Genomic DNA, 22,278 nt, shown 5'->3' with positions numbered 1-22,278 from the left:
CAATAAACTTTATTCCATCATATCATAACGTCTTCCAAAATAAAAGGGCTACCAAAAAAGGTAACCCGTTAACTAATTGTTATAAAATATAAAATTGTGGATAAGTAAAACATTATTTACAAAGAAAGATCTAACTATTTAAGCTATCGTAAAAATATACTTTTCTCATTAATTGATGCTATAAAAAATCCCGCTATGTGTAGCGGGATTCTCATTTATTATTTTTTACGCATTGTTGGGAATAATAATACGTCACGGATTGTTGGAGAGTTAGTTAATAACATAACTAAACGGTCAATACCAATTCCAAGTCCTCCTGCTGGTGGCATACCATATTCTAATGCTTCGATGTAGTCAATATCCATTTCAGATGCTTCATCGTTTCCTAATGCTTTCTCAGCAAGTTGTGCTTCGAAACGTTCTTTTTGATCGATTGGATCATTTAACTCAGTGAAGGCATTTGCGTACTCACGAGCATCGATGAATAACTCGAAACGATCAGTGAAACGAGGATCTTGAGCATTTTTCTTCGCAAGTGGAGAAACTTCTACTGGATGTCCATAAATGAATGTTGGTTGAACGATTTTTTCTTCAACGAATGTTTCGAAGAATTCGTTGATGATATGTCCAACACCTGTGAAGTGAGCAGGCACTTCTACATTATGTTCTTTAGCGATGGCTTTAGCTTCTTCAAATGTCATTTCTTTGAAGAAATCAACACCTGTAATTTCTTTAATAGCTTCAACCATGTGCCAACGTTTCCATCCAACTGCTAAGTTGATTTCATGTCCACCGTAAGGCACAGTCGTTGTTCCTAAAACTTCTTGTGCGATATGAGCAATCATATTTTCAGTTAAATCCATCATTGTTTCCATATCACCGTAAGCTTCATATAACTCAATTGAAGTGAACTCAGGGTTATGACGAACTGAAATCCCTTCATTACGGAAGATACGTCCGATTTCATAAACTTTTTCTAATCCACCAACTAATAAACGTTTTAAATGTAACTCAGTTGCAATACGTAAATATAAATCCATATCTAATGTATTATGGTGAGTTTCGAATGGACGAGCTGCAGCTCCACCTAATGTGGTATGTAAAATTGGAGTTTCAACTTCTAAATATCCTAAATTATCTAAATAACGGCGCATTGCAGTAATTACACGAGTACGTGTAATGAACGTTTGTTTACTTTCTTCGTTCATGATTAAATCAACATAACGACGACGGTAACGCTCTTCAACGTCAGTTAATCCATGATATTTTTCTGGTAATGGGCGTAACGCTTTTGTTAATGGTGTATATTCTTTAACTTTAATTGATAACTCACCAACTTTAGTTTTGAATACAACTCCGCGTACCCCGACAATATCACCTAAGTCAGCTTTTGTGAAGAAATTATAAGCTTCTTCACCAACTGCATCTTGGCGTACATAAATTTGAACTTGACCTTTAACGTCTTGGATATGAGCAAAACCAGCTTTCCCTTTTCCGCGTTTTGTACGGATACGTCCAGCGATTGCTACTTCAATTTCTTTTTCTTCTAATTCTTCTTTAGAGAACGCCCCAAACTCTTCAACTAACTCTGAAGATAAATGAGTACGATCGAATCGTTGTCCAAATGGATCAATTCCGTTTTGACGTAAATCTTCCATTTTGTCACGTCTAACTTGTAATTGATCGTTGATTTCAGTTGTCGACATCTGAATCACTCCATCTATATAACTATTTTTTCATTTTTTCATTATAACATGTTAAAGCACATTTTGTCTTAATTATTGTCTATTTAGGCAAAAAATATTCAGTTCATATTAAAAAGGCAGTGTCAAATACTGACACTACCTACTCCTCAAATAAATAACCACTTAACCTCAAAAAATCGACACCCTCAATAATCGAATATCACATGGTTATTCAACCTCCATTATAAAACTAAATATCTAAAAAAACAACCCCAAACAGGAAGCGTTTACCAAAAATAGCAAACTTGTTTTAGAGTAGGTGAGCTGCTATAATACTTGTAATAAAATGGTAATTCAGGAGGTTGTTTAATGGAAACATACAAAACAACAGGCGTCTGTGCCAAAGAAATTCAATTTGAAGTTGAAGATAACAAAATCAAAAGTGTTAACTTTATCGGGGGATGTCCAGGAAATTTAATTGGAATCTCACACCTTGTAAAAGGAATGGAAGTGGAGGAAGCAATTAATAAGCTAAAAGGCATTCCATGCCGTACAAAAGAGACATCATGTCCAGATCAACTTGCACAAGCCTTAGAAAACTATTTACAACAAAAATAAAACCAGTCTCTAGGACTGGTTTTATTTTTGTTTCTTTTTCTCAAAGTAATTAATCATTTGAAATGAAACAAACATAGAAAGAATAACTCCAAAAAACAGGACATTATTTCGCGCTAAATTAATTACCCCATTAATATCAAGTACAACAATAACAATAGAAGCAACTAACCAAAATAACGCTAAAATCCCCTTCATCCTTTTAAAACTCATCTTCACATCCCCCCTTTTCCTTATTATATCAACTTAAAAAAGGTGAGACTATTAGAAGTTACTTTTTTTACAATTATTTTAAACGTTTAGCAGCCTCTAATGTATTACGAAGTAACATTGTAATTGTCATTGGTCCAACTCCACCTGGAACAGGCGTAATATAACTAACTTTTGGTTCTACTTCATCAAAAGCTACATCACCCACAAGTTTTCCAGTTTCTAATCGATTAATTCCAACATCAATGACAACTGCTCCATCTTTGACCATATCCGCTGTGATAAAGTTCGGACGTCCAATAGCCACAATGAGAAGATCAGCTGATTTCGTAAATTGAGCTAACTCTTGTGTGCGAGAATGACAAACCGTGACCGTTGCATTTTCATCTAAAAGTAATTGAATAAGAGGTTTCCCAACAATATGACTACGCCCAACAATAACCGCATGACGTCCTGTCATCTCAATATTATAAGCTTTTAATAATTCAATCACACCAGATGGTGTACATGGCTTTAAGCAATCTAGACCCGAAGCTAAAGCTCCTACCTGATACGGATGGAATCCATCAACATCTTTTTTCACTGAAATCGTTGCAATGACCTTTTCCTCACTAATATGTTTAGGGAGTGGTAACTGAACTAAAATCCCATGAACAGATGGATCTTCATTTAATTCCTTAATTTTTGTCAATAACTCCGACTCAGTTGTTTCAACAGGTAATTCAATCACCGTTGACTTAAATCCAACCTCTTCACAAGATTTTTTCTTATTTCTAACATAAGTCATTGATGCAGGATTATTACCTACAATAATCACAACTAAATGAGGTTGAATCCCTGTTTTCTCAATGAATTCTGCCGTTTCCTGGGAAATTTTATCTCTAATTTGAGAGGAAACTTTTTTCCCATCAATCAATGTTGTCATCACGATTCCTCCTCGTATAATAAGTTTAAGCCCTTCATTTAGGGCATGAATTGTTCTTTGAAAACTGAATGAGTTTTCTTTACCTAAATGATTCATTTAGTGATCTCTTTTTGTCTCAGATACCCTCGGACGTTCCATCATATAGGTAATGGAATTGGATCCATCAGGAATATACTTTTTCCTCCTGTAGTTCGACTACATTTGAAGACTGTGACCCAGACCCAAACTGTTCGACAGACGCACAAGCTGTATCGACTCTTTCTATGTTCCTCTTCTTAACAGGGTTGAGGGCAGCACTCATAGCTAAAGTCTTTAGAATACTTATACGCGAGGTTGTCGCCACGTTTGGGACCCTAGGGATGTCCAGCCGTATCCGAGTTTATTCCAAATTCATTCAAAAGAAAGGAGGTCCCTTCCATGAAATTATTTGTCGGTATTGATGTTAGCTCTGAAAAACTTGATGTTTGTTTTCTTGATAGTTCAGACACGACGTTAAAAGAAGTTACCCTTCCTAATAACATTAACGGTGCCTCTTCTATCAAAGAAGATGTTCTCCAGTTTCACCAATCATTTAACTATGAAAAAATCGTGATTGGAATGGAGTCTACTTCGATTTACAGTTTTCATCCTGCAACTTTTTTATCTGAAGATCTTGAACTAAAATCCTTAGGTCTCGTTGAAGTCGTTATCCAAAACCCTAAGTCCATTCATCGTTATAAAGGGCTTTTTGAAGAAGATAAAAACGATCGAATGGATGCCTTTCGTATTGCCGACTTCTTACGTATTGAACGATTTAATAAGACAGTTTTAAAAGAGGAACGCTATGTCGCTCTTCAACGTCTGACTCGTTCGAGATATCAAATGGTTCATCAACTCACCGAATGTAAACAGCACTTTCTTGAGAACCTTTACTACAAGTGTAATACCCTCTCTAAAGAGCTCGATACCTCTGTTTTTGGTGCGACCATGCTCGATCTTCTTTCTGATGCACTAACCCTCGATGAAATGGCCGAAATGGAGTTAGAAGATTTAGCTAACCTTCTACAAGAAAAAGGTCGAGGTCGTTTTAGTGATCCACAGAAATTAGCTAAAACCATTAAAAAAGCTATTCGTGATTCTTATCGATTGGGTAAAGTCGTTCAAGAATCAGTAGACATGGTTTTAGCGACTTATGCACGATTAATCCAAACGTTGAAAAAACAGATTAAAGATTTAGAAAAAAGCATTGTGGCGCTCTTTGAAATTGTAACAGAAGCCCAATGTTTAAAAAGTATTCCAGGTATCGGTATTGTTTATGCCGCCGGTATTGTCGCTGAAATCGGTCAAATTGAACGTTTTGAAAATGAAGCCCAATTAGCCAAATATTGCGGTCTCTACTGGAAAAAAAATCAGTCTGGAAACTTTGAATCGGAACGTACACCACTGACACGAACAGGCAACCAATATCTTCGGTATTATATGGTTGAAGCTGCCAACTCTATCAGACGACACGAAGATACTTACCGCTTGTATTACCAGAAAAAATACGATGAAGTTCCGAAATTTAAACACAAACGAGCCCTCGTCCTAACCGCTAGAAAATTAGTGCGTTTGGTGGATACGCTGTTACGTAACCACCAACTCTACACGCCGGAAAGGAGCGTATCACTCAAAAGCTAACTGATTGCTTTTGAATCCTTTCTGTCTGGCGCTAGGCTAAATTTTTAAAAAATTAGCCGAGGGTCTAGTTCAGTGCGCCCAACTTTTAAAAATCTTTATCTATTTTTTTCAATCATATACTTGACTTAATACCACAAGTCTACTTACAAACTTTATCTTTAAGTTTCTTCATTATAACACAAAATACCCTATAAAATAACATATGCCTCATCTATTTAATGTATGCTTAGCTCGCCACTACTATTTATACATAGCTAAGATTATCATTAAAAATCCCTTGCCTCACGCAAGGGATTTCTTATTTTTAATTATCGATTTTCATATAAAGGGAAACGTCCAGTTAATCCTAAGACTGATTGACGAATTTGAGCTAATTTTTCTTCATCCTCATGATATTTTAACGCTTCAGCAATATAACCTGCTAACTCAATCATTTCTGCTTCTTTAAATCCACGAGTTGTGACGGCAGGCGTTCCTAAACGAATTCCACTCGTAACGAATGGTTTTTCTGTATCAAATGGAATCGTATTTTTATTACACGTAATCGCCACTCGATCTAAGACAGCTTCAGCGACTTTTCCAGTTAAGCCAAATGTCGATTTCACATCAACAAGCATCAAATGATTATCTGTTCCACCTGACACAATACGTAAACCATGCTTCGCTAATTCTTCAGCTAACACTTTCGCATTTTTAATCACTTGTTTTTGATACTCTACAAAATCAGGGGTTAAAGCTTCTCCAAACGCAACAGCTTTTGCGCCAATAACATGCATTAAAGGCCCGCCTTGAATACCAGGGAATACAACTTTATCTAATTTTGTCGCAATTTCTTCATCATTCGTTAAAACCATTCCACCACGTGGCCCACGTAATGTTTTATGAGTCGTTGTTGTCACAATATGAGCATAATCCATTGGATTTTGATGTAATCCCGCTGCGACTAATCCCGCAATATGCGCCATATCTACCATTAAATAAGCCCCTACTTCATCTGCAATTTCACGGAATTTTTTGAAATCAATAGCACGTGGATAAGCAGATGCCCCTGCTACAATTAAAGCTGGCTTAACTTCAAGAGCAATTTGACGAACAACTTCATAATCAATCGTTTCAGTTTCATCACTTACTCCATATTCATAAAACTCATAATCTTTTCCTGAGAAGTTTAACGGATGACCATGAGTTAAATGTCCCCCGTGACTTAAATTCATTCCTAATACTTTTGCTCCTGGCTCTAACACTGCACGATAAGCTCCCATATTGGCTTGAGAACCCGAATGAGGTTGAACATTCGCAAATTTTGCTCCAAATAATTGTTTGGCACGATTACGTGCAATATCTTCAATCGTATCTACAAATTCACATCCACCATAATAACGTTTATTTGGATACCCTTCTGCATATTTATTTGTTAAAATAGATCCTTGAACCGCCATAACTTCTTCTGATACATAATTCTCAGACGCAATTAATTCCACATTTTCACGTTGACGCTTTAACTCTAATTGTAGCGCCTCAAAAATAGCCGTATCTTTCATCAAAAAATCACTCCTAACAAAAACTTCTATCGTCATTTTCACATAAACCTATCGAATAGCCAACTTATATGCTCTTTACTTATACTTCTAGTATATAAGTAAAGTAGTTCGCAGGTGTGTTTTTTAACCAAAAAACAAAAAAAAGTGCCTTATCATAGAAACTATTTTCTATCACAAGACACTTTATTGCAGAGTTTCTAACATTTAGCATTCACTAAATCTTATCCAGATACTTCACGGCTATCCGATAACCCTTACGCAAAACTCTACAAATTAATTATTTCCCTTGTATCAAAAAATATTCACTCATATAATAAAATAAAGGAGGAATGAATATGGAAAATATGCCCTTAACCATTTTCACTCTAATAATGGCAATATTTTTTTTCATTTTTGCCACTATTTTTGCTTTATTAAAAGAAAAAGCATGTCTCTTAATTTCAGGTTATAACTTCAAATCGAAAAAAGAACGTCTTAAATATGATGAGAAACGCCTGAGCCTGGACATGAGAAATAATTTTATCACTTACGGCATTATTTTTGTCATTGGCTCAATCCCAACTTATTTCTTCGGAATGTGGTGCTTCATTCTTACCATCATTATTTGGCTCATTTACTTTTTCAAAAATGTTCACCTAGATGATAAAAAAGCTTTCGACAAATATAAAAAATAAAAAAGTGCCTCATTATAGGAACATCTTCCTACAATAAGACACTTAACCTGTAGAGTCCATCTAATATCGAGTTTCACAACTGAATATTAGTCAGATAATATTCTTTATAATGGGCTATCTGCTACTCCATTCTAAGGCTAAATTTCTTTTTTATGTGGGAACATCAGCGAAGACCACCTTTGACTCTACACTAATAGGATATGTAGATTCAAAATTTTTATCCTTAATTCCGACATATTTTTAAATATATTTCTCATATAATAAAGTATTAATTCATCAAAACAGGGGGGAAAAATGGATTTTATAGATAATTTAATTCAAACCTTATTTGATATAATTGATAACTTATTTTGGTTTAGTCCCGGTATAGGGCCAAGAAAAATAAAGAAGCTAAATGTATTTATTGCTAGTTTTGCGATGGTCGTTTTCATTTGCTTCATCTATCAACTTATCTTATAAAACAGAGTGACTTAAATTAATAGTACTTTTTTTGGTCCGCTAATAACAAAAAATAAAAAGTGTCTTGCATAGAAACATTTTTCTAAAACAAGACACTTTTTTCTGAGAGTTTTAAAGTCTAATAACGGTATTCATTAAACTTTTTCAGATTATTACTATTTATCGTGGGCTATCCACAAACGCCACGCAACGGCCGATTCTACTAATTATAGTGGGATGATCGACAAACACCACTGCAACTCTCATTAATAGAATAACTCATTAACAAAAAAATATACAAAAAAGATGCGCTAAGCGCATCTTTTTTAATTGGAAGTAGATAAACTACTTACTTTATACTGATCTCACTATTATGATATCTAAAATTTATCCTATAAGCAATTTTTTATTACCTTAAATGATAATTAATATCAAAAATATAATAATATCAATTATTTTAAATAAATTTAAGAATTATTATTGATTTTAATCTAAAGCTAATATAAACTAGTAATAGTTACTATTTACTTTAAAAAGTCTAATTAGAGATAACGAGAATAAAGGAGAATTGAATTATGAATAACTTAAAAGGCTCTAAAACTGAAGCAAATTTAATGCATGCATTCGCTGGTGAATCAATGGCACGTAACAAATATACTTATTATGCTGCAAAAGCTCAAGAAGAAGGATATGAACAAATCTCAAACATCTTCTTAGAAACAGCTCGTAACGAAATGGAACATGCAAAATTATGGTTCAAATTATTACATGAAGGTGAAATCGCAGATACAATGACAAATTTAAAAGATGCTGCAGCTGGAGAGAACGATGAGTGGACTGACATGTATGCAACATTCGCACAACAAGCTCGCGAAGAAGGGTTCAATCGTATTGCAGCCTTATTCGAAATGGTTGGAAAAATCGAAAAACACCACGAAGAGCGTTATATACAATTATTAAAAAATATTGAAGAAGGTCAAGTATTTGAACGTGAAGAAGAAGTTGCTTGGGTATGCCAAGAATGTGGACACATTCATTTCGGGAAAAAGGCGCCGAAAGTATGTCCAGTTTGCTCATACGATCAAGCACACTTCGAAATCCGTTCAGAAAACTACTAATATCTCAAAGAGCCGAATGGCTCTTTTTTTGCTCAAAAACAAAAATGTGGATAACTTCAAATGAAGTTATCCACAACACGATTAAATTGAATATGGCCAATCAAATTAATCTAAAATATTTAACTACCTTTCCTCATCTAAGGTAGTACATTTAACTAAAATTTATTTCCCTACTTAACTCAGAGAACGCAAAATTCCCGCTACTTTTTGGCCCATCTAATTCATTTGAATTTAAATATTCTTATCCTTTAGGGCAACTTTTATTCAATCCAGTTTCAAATGACAACCTTCCTATCAAGTCTCCTCCGATCACTAAACTCAAACTTCGAGTTTAGACCCCCGAAATCCGACCTGTACGGAAAGCTCAACGTCATTTTTAACCTTTTAGTTTAATCCAAGGCGCTCGAAGATTCCGTCTACTGCTTTTAAGTGATATGTATGATCGAAGCAATCATCTAAATCTTCCATTGTTAAATGGCTCATGACTGTTTCATCTGCTTCTAATAATTGACGGAATGATTGACGGTTTTCCCAAGCTTGCATTGCCTTAGGTTGAACTAAATCGTAAGCTTGCTCACGAACAAATCCTTTTTCGATTAATTTTAACATCACACGTTGAGAGAAAATAACACCATGAGTTTTGTTGATATTTTCTAACATGTTTTCTTCATAAACAGTTAAATTATCGATAAGGTTAGTAAAACGATTTAACATATAATCTAATAAAATTGTTGCATCTGGCATAATAATACGCTCTGCAGATGAATGTGAAATATCACGTTCATGCCATAAAGCAATATTGTCATATGCCGTCACCATATATCCACGTAACACACGTGCGCACCCTGCCATGTTCTCAGAACCGATTGGGTTACGTTTATGTGGCATAGCTGAAGAACCTTTTTGTCCTTTACGGAAGAACTCCTCTGCCTCACGAACCTCAGTACGTTGTAAGTGACGAACTTCAACACCCATTTTCTCGATAGATGCTCCAACTAACGCGATAGCTGCCATATAAGCGGCATGACGGTCACGTTGTAACGTTTGAGTTGAAATCTTAGCAGATTCAATTCCTAACTTCTCACAAGTGTAATCTTGAACGAAGAATGGAATATTCGCGTGCGTTCCAACGGCACCAGAAATTTTTCCACACTCAACCGCACGAGCAGCTTCCTCGAAACGAGCTTGATTACGTTTCATCTCTTCATACCATAACGCTAACTTTAATCCAAACGTCGTGATTTCAGCATGAACCCCGTGTGTACGACCCATTTGCACTGTATGTTTATATTTTTTAGCTTTCTCACCTAAAACATCAATAAAACGTTGAATATCAGCACGTAAAATATCATTCGCTTGTTTTAATAAATATCCATTTGCTGTATCTACAACATCCGTTGACGTTAATCCATAATGTACCCACTTCTTCTCATCACCGCAAGTTTCACTTACCGCACGTGTAAAAGCTACAACATCATGGCGAGTTTCTCGCTCAATTTCATAAATACGATTCAGATCAAATGAAGCATTTTTCCATAACTTTTCAACATCTTCCATTGGAATGTGTCCTAAATGAGCCCAAGCTTCACAAGCTAAAATCTCAACTTTTAAGTATGCTTCAAACTTATTTTGTTCTGTCCAAATAGCTGCCATCTCAGGGCGCGAATAACGCTCAATCATGTCTACTTTCCCACCTTATCCTATTTTACTTTACCTATTTATTTTAACTTAAATTGCCCATTCTAACAAATCTTTCTTTTAAATTTTTGACATCATTTGTCGCAATAAAAAAAATGATAAACTACCGAAACGCTAACAAATGATTAATCCACTTTCATTTCAAATAAAAAAGGTTAAATCAGTTTATTGATTTAACCTTTTTTCATCTCATTTAATCGACGTTTACTAGAAGATGCCACATAAGGTAACTTAACACTCATACATACACCACCCTCAACATTTAGCGCCTCAACCGTACCATGATGTGTTGTCATAATACTTTGAACAATCGCTAAACCAAGACCTGACTGACCTTTATCCCCTTTATAAAAACGATCAAAAAGATAAGGTAAATCCGCCTCAGCAATTTGTGGTCCATCATTAAATAAACGAATCTCCACAACATTATTCTCAACAATCGTCTCAATCGAAATCACTGTCTTCGCATAACGAACTGCATTCGTAATAATATTCGATAACGCACGAATCATCTTATCATCATCCATTTTAACTTGAACTGATTTATCCAAATTCAACTGAAATTCAAGATTCTTATCTGCTACTAAACCCGCCATCTTATGATAGAAGCCATCTAAAAATTGATTTAAATCAACCAACTGAAGTTGATAACGATCGTGCGTCGCATCTTCAAGTTTAGATAAATATAAAATAGACTCAACTAACGTTCGAAGGGACTCACTCTCCTGAGCAATGACTTCAGCAGCCTCATCGATTGAAAAAATACCATCCTTTAATCCTTCCGCATAACCGCGAATATTCATTAAGGGGGTCTTTAATTCATGAGACGTATTTTCGAAGAACGCCTTGCGCTTACGATCATTATTAACAATCGATGTCGCCATACGAACAATATCTTCATCTAATTCTTGGATCTCATCACCTGTATAAATCGTTACCTCAGGCGCCTCCATACTTTCTTGGAAACCTCGAACCTTATTTTTCAGTAAATGAATTGGTCTTGAAATATTATTTTGAACATAGACGCCAAAAAACGCAGCAATTAACATACTGACCAGTGAAGTAATAAATAGGATACTTAAATTTAGTTGATTTAATTCACTAATCATCCCTTTTTCACTCAATAAGATAATATCAAACTTCGTATATCCAATATTCGTTTCACCTGAAACAGTTAAATAATGTTTATTTAGATAAGAAATATCCCCTTTATGAACCTGTAATTCATCATAAAGATCCTGACTATTTGTAAAAGCTAGTGTATTATCCTGGATAATAATCAAGTTAGATTGAACTAATTGCATAATATGATCTCTAATGACAGATCCTGAGTGAAAATAATCCGTATTATAAATCATCAAGTTTTCCTTAATTAAATCTAGCTCTTTTTTCATACTATCCATTAAACGATAAGTTAAAAATTGATTAGAGGCCACTGTAAATAGTGTAAATGACGTGGAGATCGCGATTAAAATAATCACAATATAACTCCAAAACAACTTGCGATCAAGTCTCATATCAACACCTAATTATAAATTATCATCGATTCGGTATCCATAACCCCAAACCGTTGTAATCTCAACCTGTGCATTCATCGCTTTTAATTTTTTACGAAGACGTTTCACTAAATCATCAATCATTCGTGATTCTCCGACATAATCATAACCCCAAATATTTTGAATTAAATTTTCGCGAGTAAATGAAATATTTTTGTTCTTTACTAAATAAGATAATAACATATACTCATTATTTGTTAATGACATCTCAGCACCATTCACTGTGCAGACACGTTTTGAATCATCAATTTTTACATCGTTAATTTGATAAAGAGTTGTCTCTTGTTCAGTTGCCATGACGGGTTCAATACGGCGGAAAATAATTTTCAAACGTACTAACAACTCGCGAGGACTAAATGGTTTTGATAAATAATCATCCGCTCCAAGCTCTAAACCAATAATACGATCCACCGCTTCATCTTTCGCTGATACGAAAATAATTGGAACTTGACTGACCGTACGAATCTTTTTACATAAATCAAGCCCATCCATTGTACCTGGCATCATAATATCTAAAACAAGGGCATCTGGTTGCATCACATTAAATGCCTCTAACACTGAATCTGCATTTTCAAATGTTGTAACCTTATATCCTTCCTTTTCTAAATATCTTAAAATTAATTGTCTAATATTTGCATCATCATCAATTACGAAAATATGTTTCATATCTATCACCTCATATTAATCTGTTAAAAAATCTTGCTCGTTAAAGCAAGATTTTTTTAAATTATTGTCCATAAGTCTCCAATAAAGCACGGTCTTGATCGATCCCTTCACCATACCCCGCTAACTTCCCATCTTTAACTTTAATTAACGCTGGTGTACCAGAAATCTCAATTTCTTCTGCGGTTTGTGGTGAACGGTTATTAAAAGCATCTTTATGATAAGCAACAAGCTCATTATTTTTATTTGTAGAAATTGTCCATCCTTCATTCGATGGATACTTCGCACTCGATTCTCCTTCATTGAAAACCTGTACCCCATTCTCAACTTTACCAATCACTTTTGTATATTTTTTATCATGAGCAGCCCAATCATACCAAGCCGCTTTATTTTCTGTTGCCGCAGCATCAACCACATAAATCGGAACATCCTTCTCATTATACGCAGCCACTAGCTCTGGACTAAACTGCAAACAGAGTGGGCAAGTTTCCTGATAAAAATAAACGTAATACTCTGACTCCTTTTGATCAAAAGTCTCTGTATAGTTAATATGTTTAAAATCAGTCAGCGAATTAACCGAAGGGAATAGGAAATTTGCTCCTACTGCAATAACAATAACTGCAACTAAGGCTATTAAAATTTTCTTCATAACTATTGCTCCTTTACATCCATTATTATAACTTAAAATAACCTCTTATATTAGAAAAAACTGTGAAATATATGTGAAAGGTTAAAAAGATTAGCAAGCTCTGCTGGTAACTCAATATAACCTGATGACACTAAAAACACTAAAATACCACACACAATAGCGATAAAAATAATCGTCTTCGTCACTACCTTAAACACCAGCTTACATAAAAATGCAATCGTTAACCCAACCAATACTCCTTCAATTAAACCATATACTTCTACATAAGACTTAAATGCTTGATTAAAAACAAATAAACAAACTAAAAAAATTGCATAATACCATTTCTTCATCCAAATCACGCCCCTTTAACATCACTATTTTACATGATTTAGAAAAAAAAGCAACGCAAATTGCGTTGCCTATCTATATAAAAATTCCCACCTTGACCTTCTTAGCCTACTCCTAAAAAATAAAACAAACGTTCCTTCCACCCATTAATAACTTCCCCATTATTAATAAGCACCTTCCATCTACCATCCACTTCAAAATTCTAACTCTCACTACTACTCTTATTCAATTAAATTCTGTTTTCTCACTAAAACCTAGTAGAAGTTTCCCCGCTTCTAATAGGTTGCTCTTACTCAAATAAACATAACTTCTCAGCTATATTCAAATTATATTAGTAGAAACTTCCCCATTTCTATTAAAACCTCTCACTCATAAATCCATCACCATCGTTTCCTCACGATAATGATACGCTAAATTATAGCAGAAGCTTCCCCACTTCCACTAAAGTCATCTATTCAATAACCATAAACCTGACTTCCCCATCAGATTCATGACTTTTTCTTACTGATTAATCTTAGTAGAGATTTCCCCTTCTCTACTCAAATCACTCACTTTACTGACATTTATAACAGCTTTCTCCACCGCTATCTCAGAATATATATAAGTAGCGATAAGTTTTTCATAGCTGAAAAAATTTTAGCGCTACTATAGTTAGCCTGGCTACCATCAAAACGAATGTACTAAGCTTATTTCGTAAAATGTGAAATCTTTTTCACTATGTATGTATCTAAATAAATTCTCATTTCTAATTCAAAAGTTTCACTCGATTAAGAAAACTCTCGCTTCTAATAATCCTCTTGTAGTAGTCGTGCTTACTTCGTTTCTCACGACTTTCACAAAAAAGGATAACTCCGCTTGTTGCGGAGTCAAGAACAACTAACTGCACATAGTGCAGAGTTGTTCTAGAATAACGCTTTTAATAAGATTGTTTGTTCGCGGTCTGGACCAACGCTGAAGATGGCTACTTTTGCACCGATTAATTCTTCAATACGACGTAAGTAGTTTTGTGCAGCGACTGGTAATTCTTCAAATGAAGTTACTCCAGTAATATCTTCTTGCCATCCTGGCATTTCTTCATAAACTGGTGTACAACGTTCAAATTCTTTGATTGTTGATGGAACGTATTTAATCACTTGCCCATCTAATTCATAAGCTGTACAGATTTTTAGTGTCTCTAATCCTGATAATACATCTAATAAGTTAACTGAAATTCCAGTTAATCCACTTACACGACGAGTATGAGAAACAACAACACTATCGAACCATCCGATACGACGAGGACGACCTGTTACCGTTCCGTACTCACGACCGATTTCACGAATACGATTTGCAATTTCTCCTTCAATTTCAGTTGGGAACGCACCTTCACCAACACGAGTTGAATATGCTTTAACAACCCCGATAACTTCTTCAATCTTAGTTGGACCAACACCTAAACCAGTTGTTACCGCACCAGCTGATGGATTTGAAGACGTTACGAATGGATAAGTTCCGTGGTCGATATCTAACATAACCCCTTGAGCACCTTCGAATAAGACTTTTTTGTCTTCATTGAATGCTTCATCTAATTCATAAGAAGTATCCGTTACATAAGGACGAATCACGTCAGCATACTCACAATATTTTGTATAGATTTCTTCGAATGAGAATGTTGGTTTTCCGTATTTGGCTAAAATTTCATTTTTATCAGCTAATTGTTCTTTTAAACGAGTAGCAAATACTTCTTTATCCATCAACTCACCCATACGGATTCCAACACGTGCATATTTATCTGTATAACAAGGACCGATTCCACGTTTAGTTGTTCCAACTTTTTGATCTCCTTTTAACTCTTCTTGAAGACCATCTAACTCAATATGATAAGGGAAAATCACATGAGCACGATTTGAAATACGAATATGATCTGTTGAAATTCCCCCTTCATTTAAGTAAGCAATCTCCTCAAGTAATGACTCAGGATTAATAACCATTCCATTTCCTAAAATTACTTTTTCAGAATTAAAAATTCCAGAAGGAATTAAGCGTAACTTAAACTGTTGTCCATTGAACTCAATCGTATGTCCAGCATTATTTCCACCTTGGTAACGAGCTACGATATCTGCTTGTTGAGCTAAATAATCGGTAATTTTACCTTTTCCTTCATCTCCCCATTGTGTTCCTACAACTACAACTGTTTTTGCCATTAAAACTCTCCACCTTTTCTGTCAAAATGAAATTTAAATTTTTCTAGTATCTAAATGAATTGATTAGCGAAAACAATTCATCAATTTTACGCCTCATAGCGCTCTAAAATTTGACGAGCCACCCAAACTCCGCTTGCTCCAGCTTGCGCAAGTCCGCGTGTTACACCCGCTCCATCTCCACCAACGAATAAGCCCTTAACTTTTGTTTCAAACTTATCGTCAATCTCAGGACGAGCTGAATAGAATTTCGCTTCTACACCATAGAACAACGTATGCTCCGCTGCAATACCTGGTGTTACATGATCTAACGCTTCCGTCATCTCAATTAATGACTTCATCGTATTATAAGGCAGTACTAACCCTAAATCTCCAGGAACCGCCTCTTTTAATGTTGGTTCTACGAATCCTTCTTTTAAACGTTTAGCCGTCGTACGACGCCCTCTTAAAATATCTCCATATTTTTGAACAATTATTGATCCATTTGATAATTTGTTTGCTAAATGTGAAACTTCATGAGCAAACTCATTTGGTTGATCAAATGGTTCTTCAAACGTATGAGAAACAAGTAAAGCAAAGTTCGTATTCTTACTTCCTAACTTTGGATCCTTATAAGCATGACCATTTGCCAACATCGTTCCTGAATGATTTTCAACAACAACATGACCTGAAGGATTTGAACAGAACGTACGAACAACAGTCCCTACACTCGTGCGATAGACGAACTTTCCTTCATATAAATGCTCATTGATTTCTTGCATGACAATATCAGAAGTTTCCACGCGTACTCCAATGTCAACTTGTAAATTCTTCATCGGAATATTTTGACCTTTCATCACGTCTTTTAACCATACTGATCCATCACGACCTGGTGCTAAAAAGACTTGATTAGCCTTCATTGTCTCTCCATTAGCAAGTAATAACCCTTTTACTTCATTATCTTCGACGATAACATCTTTTACTTCAGTTTTAAAGTGATAATCCACACGGTCTTTCATTGCTTCATAAATGCTTTTTAAAATTTCTAAGTTTTGTTCTGTTCCTAAATGACGAACTTTTGCACGAAGTAATTTTAATCCTACCGCATATCCACGTTTCTCAATCTCACGAACCTTATCCGTCGTTGGGTCCGTAATATCAGTCGTTGCCCCATGTTCTAAATTAATTTCATCAACATAACTAATTAAATCCTCTACTACACCATTTGATAAATAATCTGTCATCCATCCACCAAACTCATGTGTAATATTAAACTTTCCATCCGAATAAGCACCAGCTCCACCAAACCCATTCGTAATTGAACAAGCAGGCATACAACCTACATGGTCCTTGATTACTGGACATTTTTTAATTTTATGTTCAAGAATTGGACATCTACGTTTATAAATATCTAACCCCTTATCTACTAAAGCCACCTTTAAATCCTTATTTTTCTTTGATAACTCATATGCAGCAAAAATCCCTGCAGGTCCTGCCCCAACAATAACAACATCGTAATTACTCATTGCTCTCTACTCCTTTAAACAAATCTGGTATATACCAACAAAAAAGCACCCTATGCGAACATAGAGTGCTAGATACTTAAAATATATATGAAATTTGTCAATTTAGTTTCCAAATTTGTTAGTTTCATTATTTTGTCACCTTTTTATATAGGATTTAACGTTACTATTATATCAAAGAAATCTCAATATGCAATCCCCTAATTTTGAAAAATTTGATATTGATTCCGACCATTTTTCTTACTTTCATACAAAGCATGATCAGCCTGCTGATAAAGCTTTTCTAAATCAACGGCCTCCCCTCTATAAAAAGAAATCCCCATTGAAACGGTCACTTCAAAATATTCACTATAACCTTTCAAATCTTCTCTAATACTTTCTACAACTGAAATAGCAACTTCCTTACTATGATCTCTAATACAAATCACAAACTCATCACCACCTAATCGACAAATCACACTATTCTGTGGACAACATTTCTTCAACACATTCGCCACATAAGTAATAACTTGATCGCCAACTAAATGACCATACGTATCATTAATTGACTTAAAATGATCAATATCCATAATGGCAAAAGTAAACGGCTCACCCTTATTCATCATCTTATCCATCTGATTCATATAACCTAATCGATTCAAAAGTCCTGTCGCATAATCCGTATATTTCAAATGCTCCGTCTTCTTATCCAAATAACGCATACGTCCCAACACCAAAATAATAGATGTACATAGAATAGTCCCTCCAGCAAACAAAAATTGTTGCTGATGCATCAAATATAAATCATGCTTCAATGAAGACATCTCAAACAAGTACATTTCACTTGAAAGGACCATCTCATACTTCAATCGCACCTCATCATCTTCAAAATCATGTACTTTAATCGCATCAAATAATATCATAAAATTTTGATTATCTCTAACCATTAAAGAGAAAATATACTTACCAATTTTTCCTTTATACGACAAATTGTACTGTTCAAAATAATCTAAATAAACAGGATCTAGTAATAAATAATCAATCTTTCTTTCAACTAGCCCTCATGTAACTTACTAATCGAATCTTCAACTCGAACATTCATCTCACTTCTTAAAAATCCTTCACTGGATACACTTCCTAGCACTGTATTAAGATTAGTACCCACCGCCTCTTGAAACATCACTTGATTAAATAGCCCATACGCATTTATCTGACCTTGATAAATCTCATAATTATTTCCCTCTAAAAATAATTTCTCATTAGACTCCATCTCAAAAACAGGTAATATATCAATCACACCCTGTTGATAAGCCCCTACTAACTCTTCATAATCACCAAAAACAAACTCAAACTTGACACCAAAATTGTTATGAATCTGCTTCAAAACATAATCTAACATCCCAGATAACGTATCCTCATCCTCATTATAATACATAAAAGGTGGTACATCATAAATCCCAACCTTTATCACAGGTTGCCGATAAAATAACCATTCATATGTCGATTTATCTAAATTATATAGCTTCCCAATTAATGCATTCTGATGGTTGAAGAAATAATCCGCATGCTTTTCCATCGTCTGCATCTTAGACATAATCCTATCTATAATTGAGATTAAATTAGGTTCATCTGAAATAAAATACCATGCTGATGACAAATATTCCGTTGATTTCACCTCTCGTAACTCATGCACTAAACTTTAATACTGAAACAAATCTCTCGGTACAAAAATCGCATCAATCTCACCATTATTAAGACCAGCATATAGAGCCATATAATTTGGATAACTAATAATATCTTTAAAAGATAATAAATACTTTTCAATCTTATCATCATTATTAACAATCCCAATTTTATACTTCATCAAGTCTTCTGTATTTTTCGCATTATTTCCTTGATTCACATAAAAAGTATACTCGAATTCATGAATAGGGGAGCTATAATAAAACTCCTTATATGCCTCCATCTTACCTGATACAAATAAATCGATAATCCCATATTTTAATAAACTTTCATTTTCTGCAATATCTGAAATTAAATATGAAGATAAATTCTTATCAGTTAAATTAGAAAATTCTTGAGAAATATCATTAATAACTCCCTTTAACGAACTATAAAAATAGTAATAATTTAATGGTGTAATAGAAGAAGGGTACCCTATCTTAAACTTACTCTGACTTTTTTCTAATAACCATTCCTCATCAGAATTATTGAAAACACTAGACGCTTCTATACAAAAATCATCCCCACTATTTATCATCGAACATATAGCGATTAAAAAAATAAACAAGTAATTCTTCATCCTACCCATCCTCAACTCTGAATTCGTTTTCACACATAATTATATCATATTTTTACCAATAAAATAAAAAAAGTAGTTAGATCTCGAGCCCACTTTTTAATTCTAAAAAGCTCTTACTCTCAATCCAACTACAAATCTATAAACTAAATATTATACTAAACTATTCTAAACTAAATTCCATAGCTGCTTTCACAAAATCACGGAATAAAGGCTGTGGTTTTTGTGGACGTGATAAGAATTCTGGATGGAATTGTCCTGCCACAAACCAACGATGTCCAGGAATTTCGATAATTTCTACTAATCCGGTTTGAGGATTAATTCCTGAGAATTCTAATCCTGCATTTTCTAAAATCGTTTTATATTGATTATTGAACTCATAACGGTGACGATGACGTTCCCTAACATTTACTGATTGATAAGCATCATATGCTTTAGTTCCTTCTTTAACATAACAATCATATAAACCTAAACGTAACGTTCCCCCCATTTTAATACCTTCATATTGATCTGGTAAATAATCAAAAATAGCATGAGGTGTATTTTCATCAAACTCAGTAGAGTTAGCACCTTCTAATTTTGCAACATTACGAGCATATTCAATCGCAGCAATTTGCATACCTAAACAAATTCCAAAATAGGGAATATTTTTAGTGCGCGCATATTGACAAGATAAAATCTTACCTTCTACACCTCGATTACCAAATCCACCTGGTACTAAGATTCCATCTACATCAGCAAAGATTTCATTAACTGTTTCTTCTGTAACTCTCTCAGAATCAATCCATTTAATCTTAACCTTTTTACCAAAATGGTAACCAGCATGTTTTAATGCCTCAACTACTGATAAATAAGCATCTGGTAATGCAACATATTTACCAACTAAGGCAATTGATACTTCACCATCTAAATTACGAACAGTATCAATTAACTCCTGCCATTTTGTCATATCTGCTTCCGGCGCTTCAATACCAAAATGTTTACATACATAATCATCTAATCCTTGAGCTTTTAAATGCATAGGAACTTCATATAAAATATCAGCATCAATTGCTTGAACAACAGCCTCTTTAGGTACGTTACAGAATGAAGAAATCTTCTCTTTAACATGATCTTCAATATCAACTTCAGTACGTAAAACAATAACATCTGGTTGAATTCCTAATGAAAGTAATTCTTTAACACTATGCTGTGTTGGTTTTGTTTTAATTTCACCAGCTGCTTTTAAATATGGTACTAAAGTATTATGAATATATAATGTATTATTATATCCAAAATCTTTACGTGCCTGGCGAATGGCTTCTAAAAAAGGTAAAGATTCAATATCACCAACAGTACCACCAATTTCAGTAATGATAACATCAGCATCACTATCTTGAGCGGCAGCAACTAATTTTGATTTAATTTCATTAGTAATATGAGGAATAACTTGAACCGTAGCACCTAGATATTCCCCGCGACGTTCTTTTTCAATAACATTAGAATAAACGCGACCTGTAGTAATATTTGAATTTTGCGATAAGTTTTCGTCGATAAAACGTTCATAATGACCTAAATCTAAATCCGTTTCGGCCCCATCATCCGTAACAAAAACCTCACCATGTTGATATGGACTCATTGTACCTGGATCAACATTGATATAAGGGTCAAATTTTTGCATAAAAACTTTAAGACCTCTATTTTTTAATAATCGGCCAAGAGAAGAAGCTGTAATTCCTTTTCCTAATGATGAAACAACTCCACCCGTAACAAAAATATATTTTGTCATGTATTTTTCCTCCATTAATAAGTTTCTGTTTTTAGATAAAAAAAAATATGCTCTCCATTATGGAGAGCATTTTTTAGGGCTCTTGAATATATTATCAGATATAATTTAATAATACAATAATAAATATTAATAAAGTCGGATATAAACGAAATTTTTGGAAAATTATATTCTCACAAGGGATAAAAAAAGCACTCTAAGAGTGCGACTATTCGAATTGGAGCGGGTGAAGAGAATCGAACTCTCACAGTCAGCTTGGAAGGCTGAAGTTCTACCATTAAACTACACCCGCATATAGGTTTGGCCCAGCGACGTCCTACTCTCGCACTTGCGTACTACCCTCGGCGCTAAGGAGCTTAACTTCTGTGTTCGGTATGGGAACAGGTGTGCCCTCCTTGCCATCATCACTAGACCATTGAAAGATGTTGTTAATCTTCCAAAACTAGATATCTTCTTCAGTTTCTTTGGTTAAGTCCTCGATCGATTAGTATCAGTCCGCTCCATGTGTCACCACACTTCCACTCCTGACCTATCAACCTCGTCGTCTTCAAGGGATCTTACTTCTTTCGAATGGGAAATCTCATCTTGAGGGGGGCTTCACGCTTAGATGCTTTCAGCGTTTATCCCGTCCACACGTAGCTACCCAGCTATGCTCCTGGCAGAACAACTGGTACACCAGCGGTGTGTCCATCCCGGTCCTCTCGTACTAAGGACAGCTCCTCTCAAATTTCCTACGCCCACGACGGATAGGGACCGAACTGTCTCACGACGTTCTGAACCCAGCTCGCGTAC

The 22,278-nt window shown here is 34.7% G+C and carries 19 protein-coding genes, 1 tRNA gene and 2 rRNA genes (1 of these 22 running past the window's edge); 4 read left to right on the top strand and 18 right to left on the bottom strand.

Annotated features, from left to right (window positions below; all coding sequences use genetic code 11):
* Positions 1 to 218 precede the first annotated feature (218 nt).
* Positions 219 to 1,706, bottom strand: coding sequence for a lysine--tRNA ligase (gene lysS, locus J0J69_RS09320; RefSeq protein ID WP_055305277.1), 1,488 nt, complete (start codon positions 1,704 to 1,706; stop codon positions 219 to 221).
* 348 nt (positions 1,707 to 2,054) lie between these two features.
* On the opposite strand from lysS, the gene J0J69_RS09315 reads away from it, so the two are divergent.
* Complete coding sequence (locus J0J69_RS09315; protein ID WP_055305278.1) at positions 2,055 to 2,303, top strand: TIGR03905 family TSCPD domain-containing protein; 249 nt, start codon at positions 2,055 to 2,057, stop codon at positions 2,301 to 2,303.
* A gap of 21 nt (positions 2,304 to 2,324) precedes the next feature.
* On the opposite strand, the gene J0J69_RS09310 is transcribed toward J0J69_RS09315, so the two are convergent.
* Both J0J69_RS09310 and folD read right to left on the bottom strand, forming a co-directional pair.
* Positions 2,325 to 2,513: a hypothetical protein gene (locus tag J0J69_RS09310; RefSeq protein ID WP_055243488.1), complete on the bottom strand. Its 189-nt coding sequence runs from the start codon at positions 2,511 to 2,513 to the stop codon at positions 2,325 to 2,327.
* 73 nt (positions 2,514 to 2,586) lie between these two features.
* The gene (gene folD / locus J0J69_RS09305; protein WP_212726169.1) at positions 2,587 to 3,435 is read right to left on the bottom strand and encodes a bifunctional methylenetetrahydrofolate dehydrogenase/methenyltetrahydrofolate cyclohydrolase FolD; all 849 of its coding nucleotides are present in this window, start codon (positions 3,433 to 3,435) and stop codon (positions 2,587 to 2,589) included.
* A gap of 417 nt (positions 3,436 to 3,852) precedes the next feature.
* Here folD and J0J69_RS09300 point away from each other — a divergent pair, with 417 nt between their 5' ends.
* A complete protein-coding gene (locus J0J69_RS09300) occupies positions 3,853 to 5,094 on the top strand; it encodes an IS110 family RNA-guided transposase (RefSeq protein WP_212726240.1) in 1,242 nt (413 codons plus the stop codon).
* Between the two features lie 308 nt (positions 5,095 to 5,402).
* Here J0J69_RS09300 and glyA read toward each other — a convergent pair whose 3' ends face one another.
* Positions 5,403 to 6,635, bottom strand: coding sequence for a serine hydroxymethyltransferase (gene glyA / locus J0J69_RS09295; RefSeq protein ID WP_055243486.1), 1,233 nt, complete (start codon positions 6,633 to 6,635; stop codon positions 5,403 to 5,405).
* Between the two features lie 335 nt (positions 6,636 to 6,970).
* On the opposite strand from glyA, the gene J0J69_RS09290 reads away from it, so the two are divergent.
* Together J0J69_RS09290 and rbr are read left to right on the top strand one after the other, a co-directional pair.
* Positions 6,971 to 7,309, top strand: a complete 339-nt coding sequence (locus tag J0J69_RS09290; protein ID WP_237252796.1) for a DUF3784 domain-containing protein — start codon at positions 6,971 to 6,973, stop codon at positions 7,307 to 7,309.
* Between the two features lie 1,013 nt (positions 7,310 to 8,322).
* On the top strand, positions 8,323 to 8,865 hold the full coding sequence (gene rbr, locus J0J69_RS09285; protein ID WP_212723994.1) for a rubrerythrin: 543 nt from the start codon (positions 8,323 to 8,325) through the stop codon (positions 8,863 to 8,865).
* A 384-nt stretch (positions 8,866 to 9,249) separates the two neighbouring features.
* On the opposite strand, the gene purB is transcribed toward rbr, so the two are convergent.
* From purB to J0J69_RS09215, 14 genes are all read right to left on the bottom strand, one after another.
* A complete protein-coding gene (gene purB, locus J0J69_RS09280; protein WP_055305288.1) occupies positions 9,250 to 10,545 on the bottom strand; it encodes an adenylosuccinate lyase in 1,296 nt (431 codons plus the stop codon).
* Positions 10,546 to 10,736: 191 nt separating this feature from the next.
* The gene (locus J0J69_RS09275; protein ID WP_256637858.1) at positions 10,737 to 12,044 is read right to left on the bottom strand and encodes a sensor histidine kinase; all 1,308 of its coding nucleotides are present in this window, start codon (positions 12,042 to 12,044) and stop codon (positions 10,737 to 10,739) included.
* Between the two features lie 48 nt (positions 12,045 to 12,092).
* Positions 12,093 to 12,785, bottom strand: coding sequence for a response regulator transcription factor (locus J0J69_RS09270; RefSeq protein WP_055245009.1), 693 nt, complete (start codon positions 12,783 to 12,785; stop codon positions 12,093 to 12,095).
* A 61-nt stretch (positions 12,786 to 12,846) separates the two neighbouring features.
* A complete protein-coding gene (locus J0J69_RS09265) occupies positions 12,847 to 13,431 on the bottom strand; it encodes a thioredoxin domain-containing protein (RefSeq protein ID WP_055245011.1) in 585 nt (194 codons plus the stop codon).
* Between the two features lie 50 nt (positions 13,432 to 13,481).
* Positions 13,482 to 13,763, bottom strand: a complete 282-nt coding sequence (locus J0J69_RS09260; RefSeq protein ID WP_055245012.1) for a hypothetical protein — start codon at positions 13,761 to 13,763, stop codon at positions 13,482 to 13,484.
* Between the two features lie 900 nt (positions 13,764 to 14,663).
* Entirely contained in the window at positions 14,664 to 15,944 is a 1,281-nt protein-coding gene (locus J0J69_RS09255) for an adenylosuccinate synthase (RefSeq protein ID WP_055245016.1), read from the bottom strand.
* 86 nt (positions 15,945 to 16,030) lie between these two features.
* The gene (locus J0J69_RS09250; protein WP_055245018.1) at positions 16,031 to 17,446 is read right to left on the bottom strand and encodes an NAD(P)/FAD-dependent oxidoreductase; all 1,416 of its coding nucleotides are present in this window, start codon (positions 17,444 to 17,446) and stop codon (positions 16,031 to 16,033) included.
* Positions 17,447 to 17,643: 197 nt separating this feature from the next.
* On the bottom strand, positions 17,644 to 18,345 hold the full coding sequence (locus J0J69_RS09245; protein ID WP_212726193.1) for a GGDEF domain-containing protein: 702 nt from the start codon (positions 18,343 to 18,345) through the stop codon (positions 17,644 to 17,646).
* A 131-nt stretch (positions 18,346 to 18,476) separates the two neighbouring features.
* On the bottom strand, positions 18,477 to 19,097 hold the full coding sequence (locus tag J0J69_RS09240; protein WP_212726192.1) for a transporter substrate-binding domain-containing protein: 621 nt from the start codon (positions 19,095 to 19,097) through the stop codon (positions 18,477 to 18,479).
* A 24-nt stretch (positions 19,098 to 19,121) separates the two neighbouring features.
* Positions 19,122 to 19,724 (bottom strand): transporter substrate-binding domain-containing protein, encoded by a 603-nt coding sequence (locus tag J0J69_RS09235; protein WP_212726191.1) that lies wholly within the window; start codon positions 19,722 to 19,724, stop codon positions 19,122 to 19,124.
* 160 nt (positions 19,725 to 19,884) lie between these two features.
* Positions 19,885 to 21,489 (bottom strand): CTP synthase, encoded by a 1,605-nt coding sequence (gene pyrG, locus J0J69_RS09230; protein WP_212726190.1) that lies wholly within the window; start codon positions 21,487 to 21,489, stop codon positions 19,885 to 19,887.
* Between the two features lie 215 nt (positions 21,490 to 21,704).
* Positions 21,705 to 21,778 (bottom strand) — tRNA-Gly (locus J0J69_RS09225).
* 11 nt (positions 21,779 to 21,789) lie between these two features.
* A 5S ribosomal RNA gene (gene rrf, locus J0J69_RS09220) occupies positions 21,790 to 21,898 on the bottom strand.
* Between the two features lie 52 nt (positions 21,899 to 21,950).
* Positions 21,951 to 22,278 (bottom strand): 23S ribosomal RNA (locus tag J0J69_RS09215) (it continues 2,563 nt past the right edge of the window).

The sequence above is a fragment of the Turicibacter bilis genome, assembly GCF_024499055.1.
Lineage (GTDB): Bacteria > Bacillota_I > Bacilli_A > MOL361 > Turicibacteraceae > Turicibacter > Turicibacter bilis.
Note: the sequence above shows the minus strand (reverse complement) of the source record. Positions and strands in the feature narration are given on the sequence as shown.

Coding starts and splice junctions, on each gene's coding strand:
- lysS (WP_055305277.1), bottom strand. CDS start 1,706: ATGTCGACAACTGAAATCAACGATCAATTACAAGTTAGACGTGACAAA.
- J0J69_RS09315 (WP_055305278.1), top strand. CDS start 2,055: ATGGAAACATACAAAACAACAGGCGTCTGTGCCAAAGAAATTCAATTT.
- J0J69_RS09310 (WP_055243488.1), bottom strand. CDS start 2,513: ATGAGTTTTAAAAGGATGAAGGGGATTTTAGCGTTATTTTGGTTAGTT.
- folD (WP_212726169.1), bottom strand. CDS start 3,435: ATGACAACATTGATTGATGGGAAAAAAGTTTCCTCTCAAATTAGAGAT.
- J0J69_RS09300 (WP_212726240.1), top strand. CDS start 3,853: ATGAAATTATTTGTCGGTATTGATGTTAGCTCTGAAAAACTTGATGTT.
- glyA (WP_055243486.1), bottom strand. CDS start 6,635: ATGAAAGATACGGCTATTTTTGAGGCGCTACAATTAGAGTTAAAGCGT.
- J0J69_RS09290 (WP_237252796.1), top strand. CDS start 6,971: ATGGAAAATATGCCCTTAACCATTTTCACTCTAATAATGGCAATATTT.
- rbr (WP_212723994.1), top strand. CDS start 8,323: ATGAATAACTTAAAAGGCTCTAAAACTGAAGCAAATTTAATGCATGCA.
- purB (WP_055305288.1), bottom strand. CDS start 10,545: ATGATTGAGCGTTATTCGCGCCCTGAGATGGCAGCTATTTGGACAGAA.
- J0J69_RS09270 (WP_055245009.1), bottom strand. CDS start 12,785: ATGAAACATATTTTCGTAATTGATGATGATGCAAATATTAGACAATTA.
- J0J69_RS09265 (WP_055245011.1), bottom strand. CDS start 13,431: ATGAAGAAAATTTTAATAGCCTTAGTTGCAGTTATTGTTATTGCAGTA.
- J0J69_RS09260 (WP_055245012.1), bottom strand. CDS start 13,763: ATGAAGAAATGGTATTATGCAATTTTTTTAGTTTGTTTATTTGTTTTT.
- J0J69_RS09255 (WP_055245016.1), bottom strand. CDS start 15,944: ATGGCAAAAACAGTTGTAGTTGTAGGAACACAATGGGGAGATGAAGGA.
- J0J69_RS09250 (WP_055245018.1), bottom strand. CDS start 17,446: ATGAGTAATTACGATGTTGTTATTGTTGGGGCAGGACCTGCAGGGATT.
- J0J69_RS09245 (WP_212726193.1), bottom strand. CDS start 18,345: ATGATATTATTTGATGCGATTAAAGTACATGATTTTGAAGATGATGAG.
- J0J69_RS09235 (WP_212726191.1), bottom strand. CDS start 19,724: ATGAAGAATTACTTGTTTATTTTTTTAATCGCTATATGTTCGATGATA.
- pyrG (WP_212726190.1), bottom strand. CDS start 21,489: ATGACAAAATATATTTTTGTTACGGGTGGAGTTGTTTCATCATTAGGA.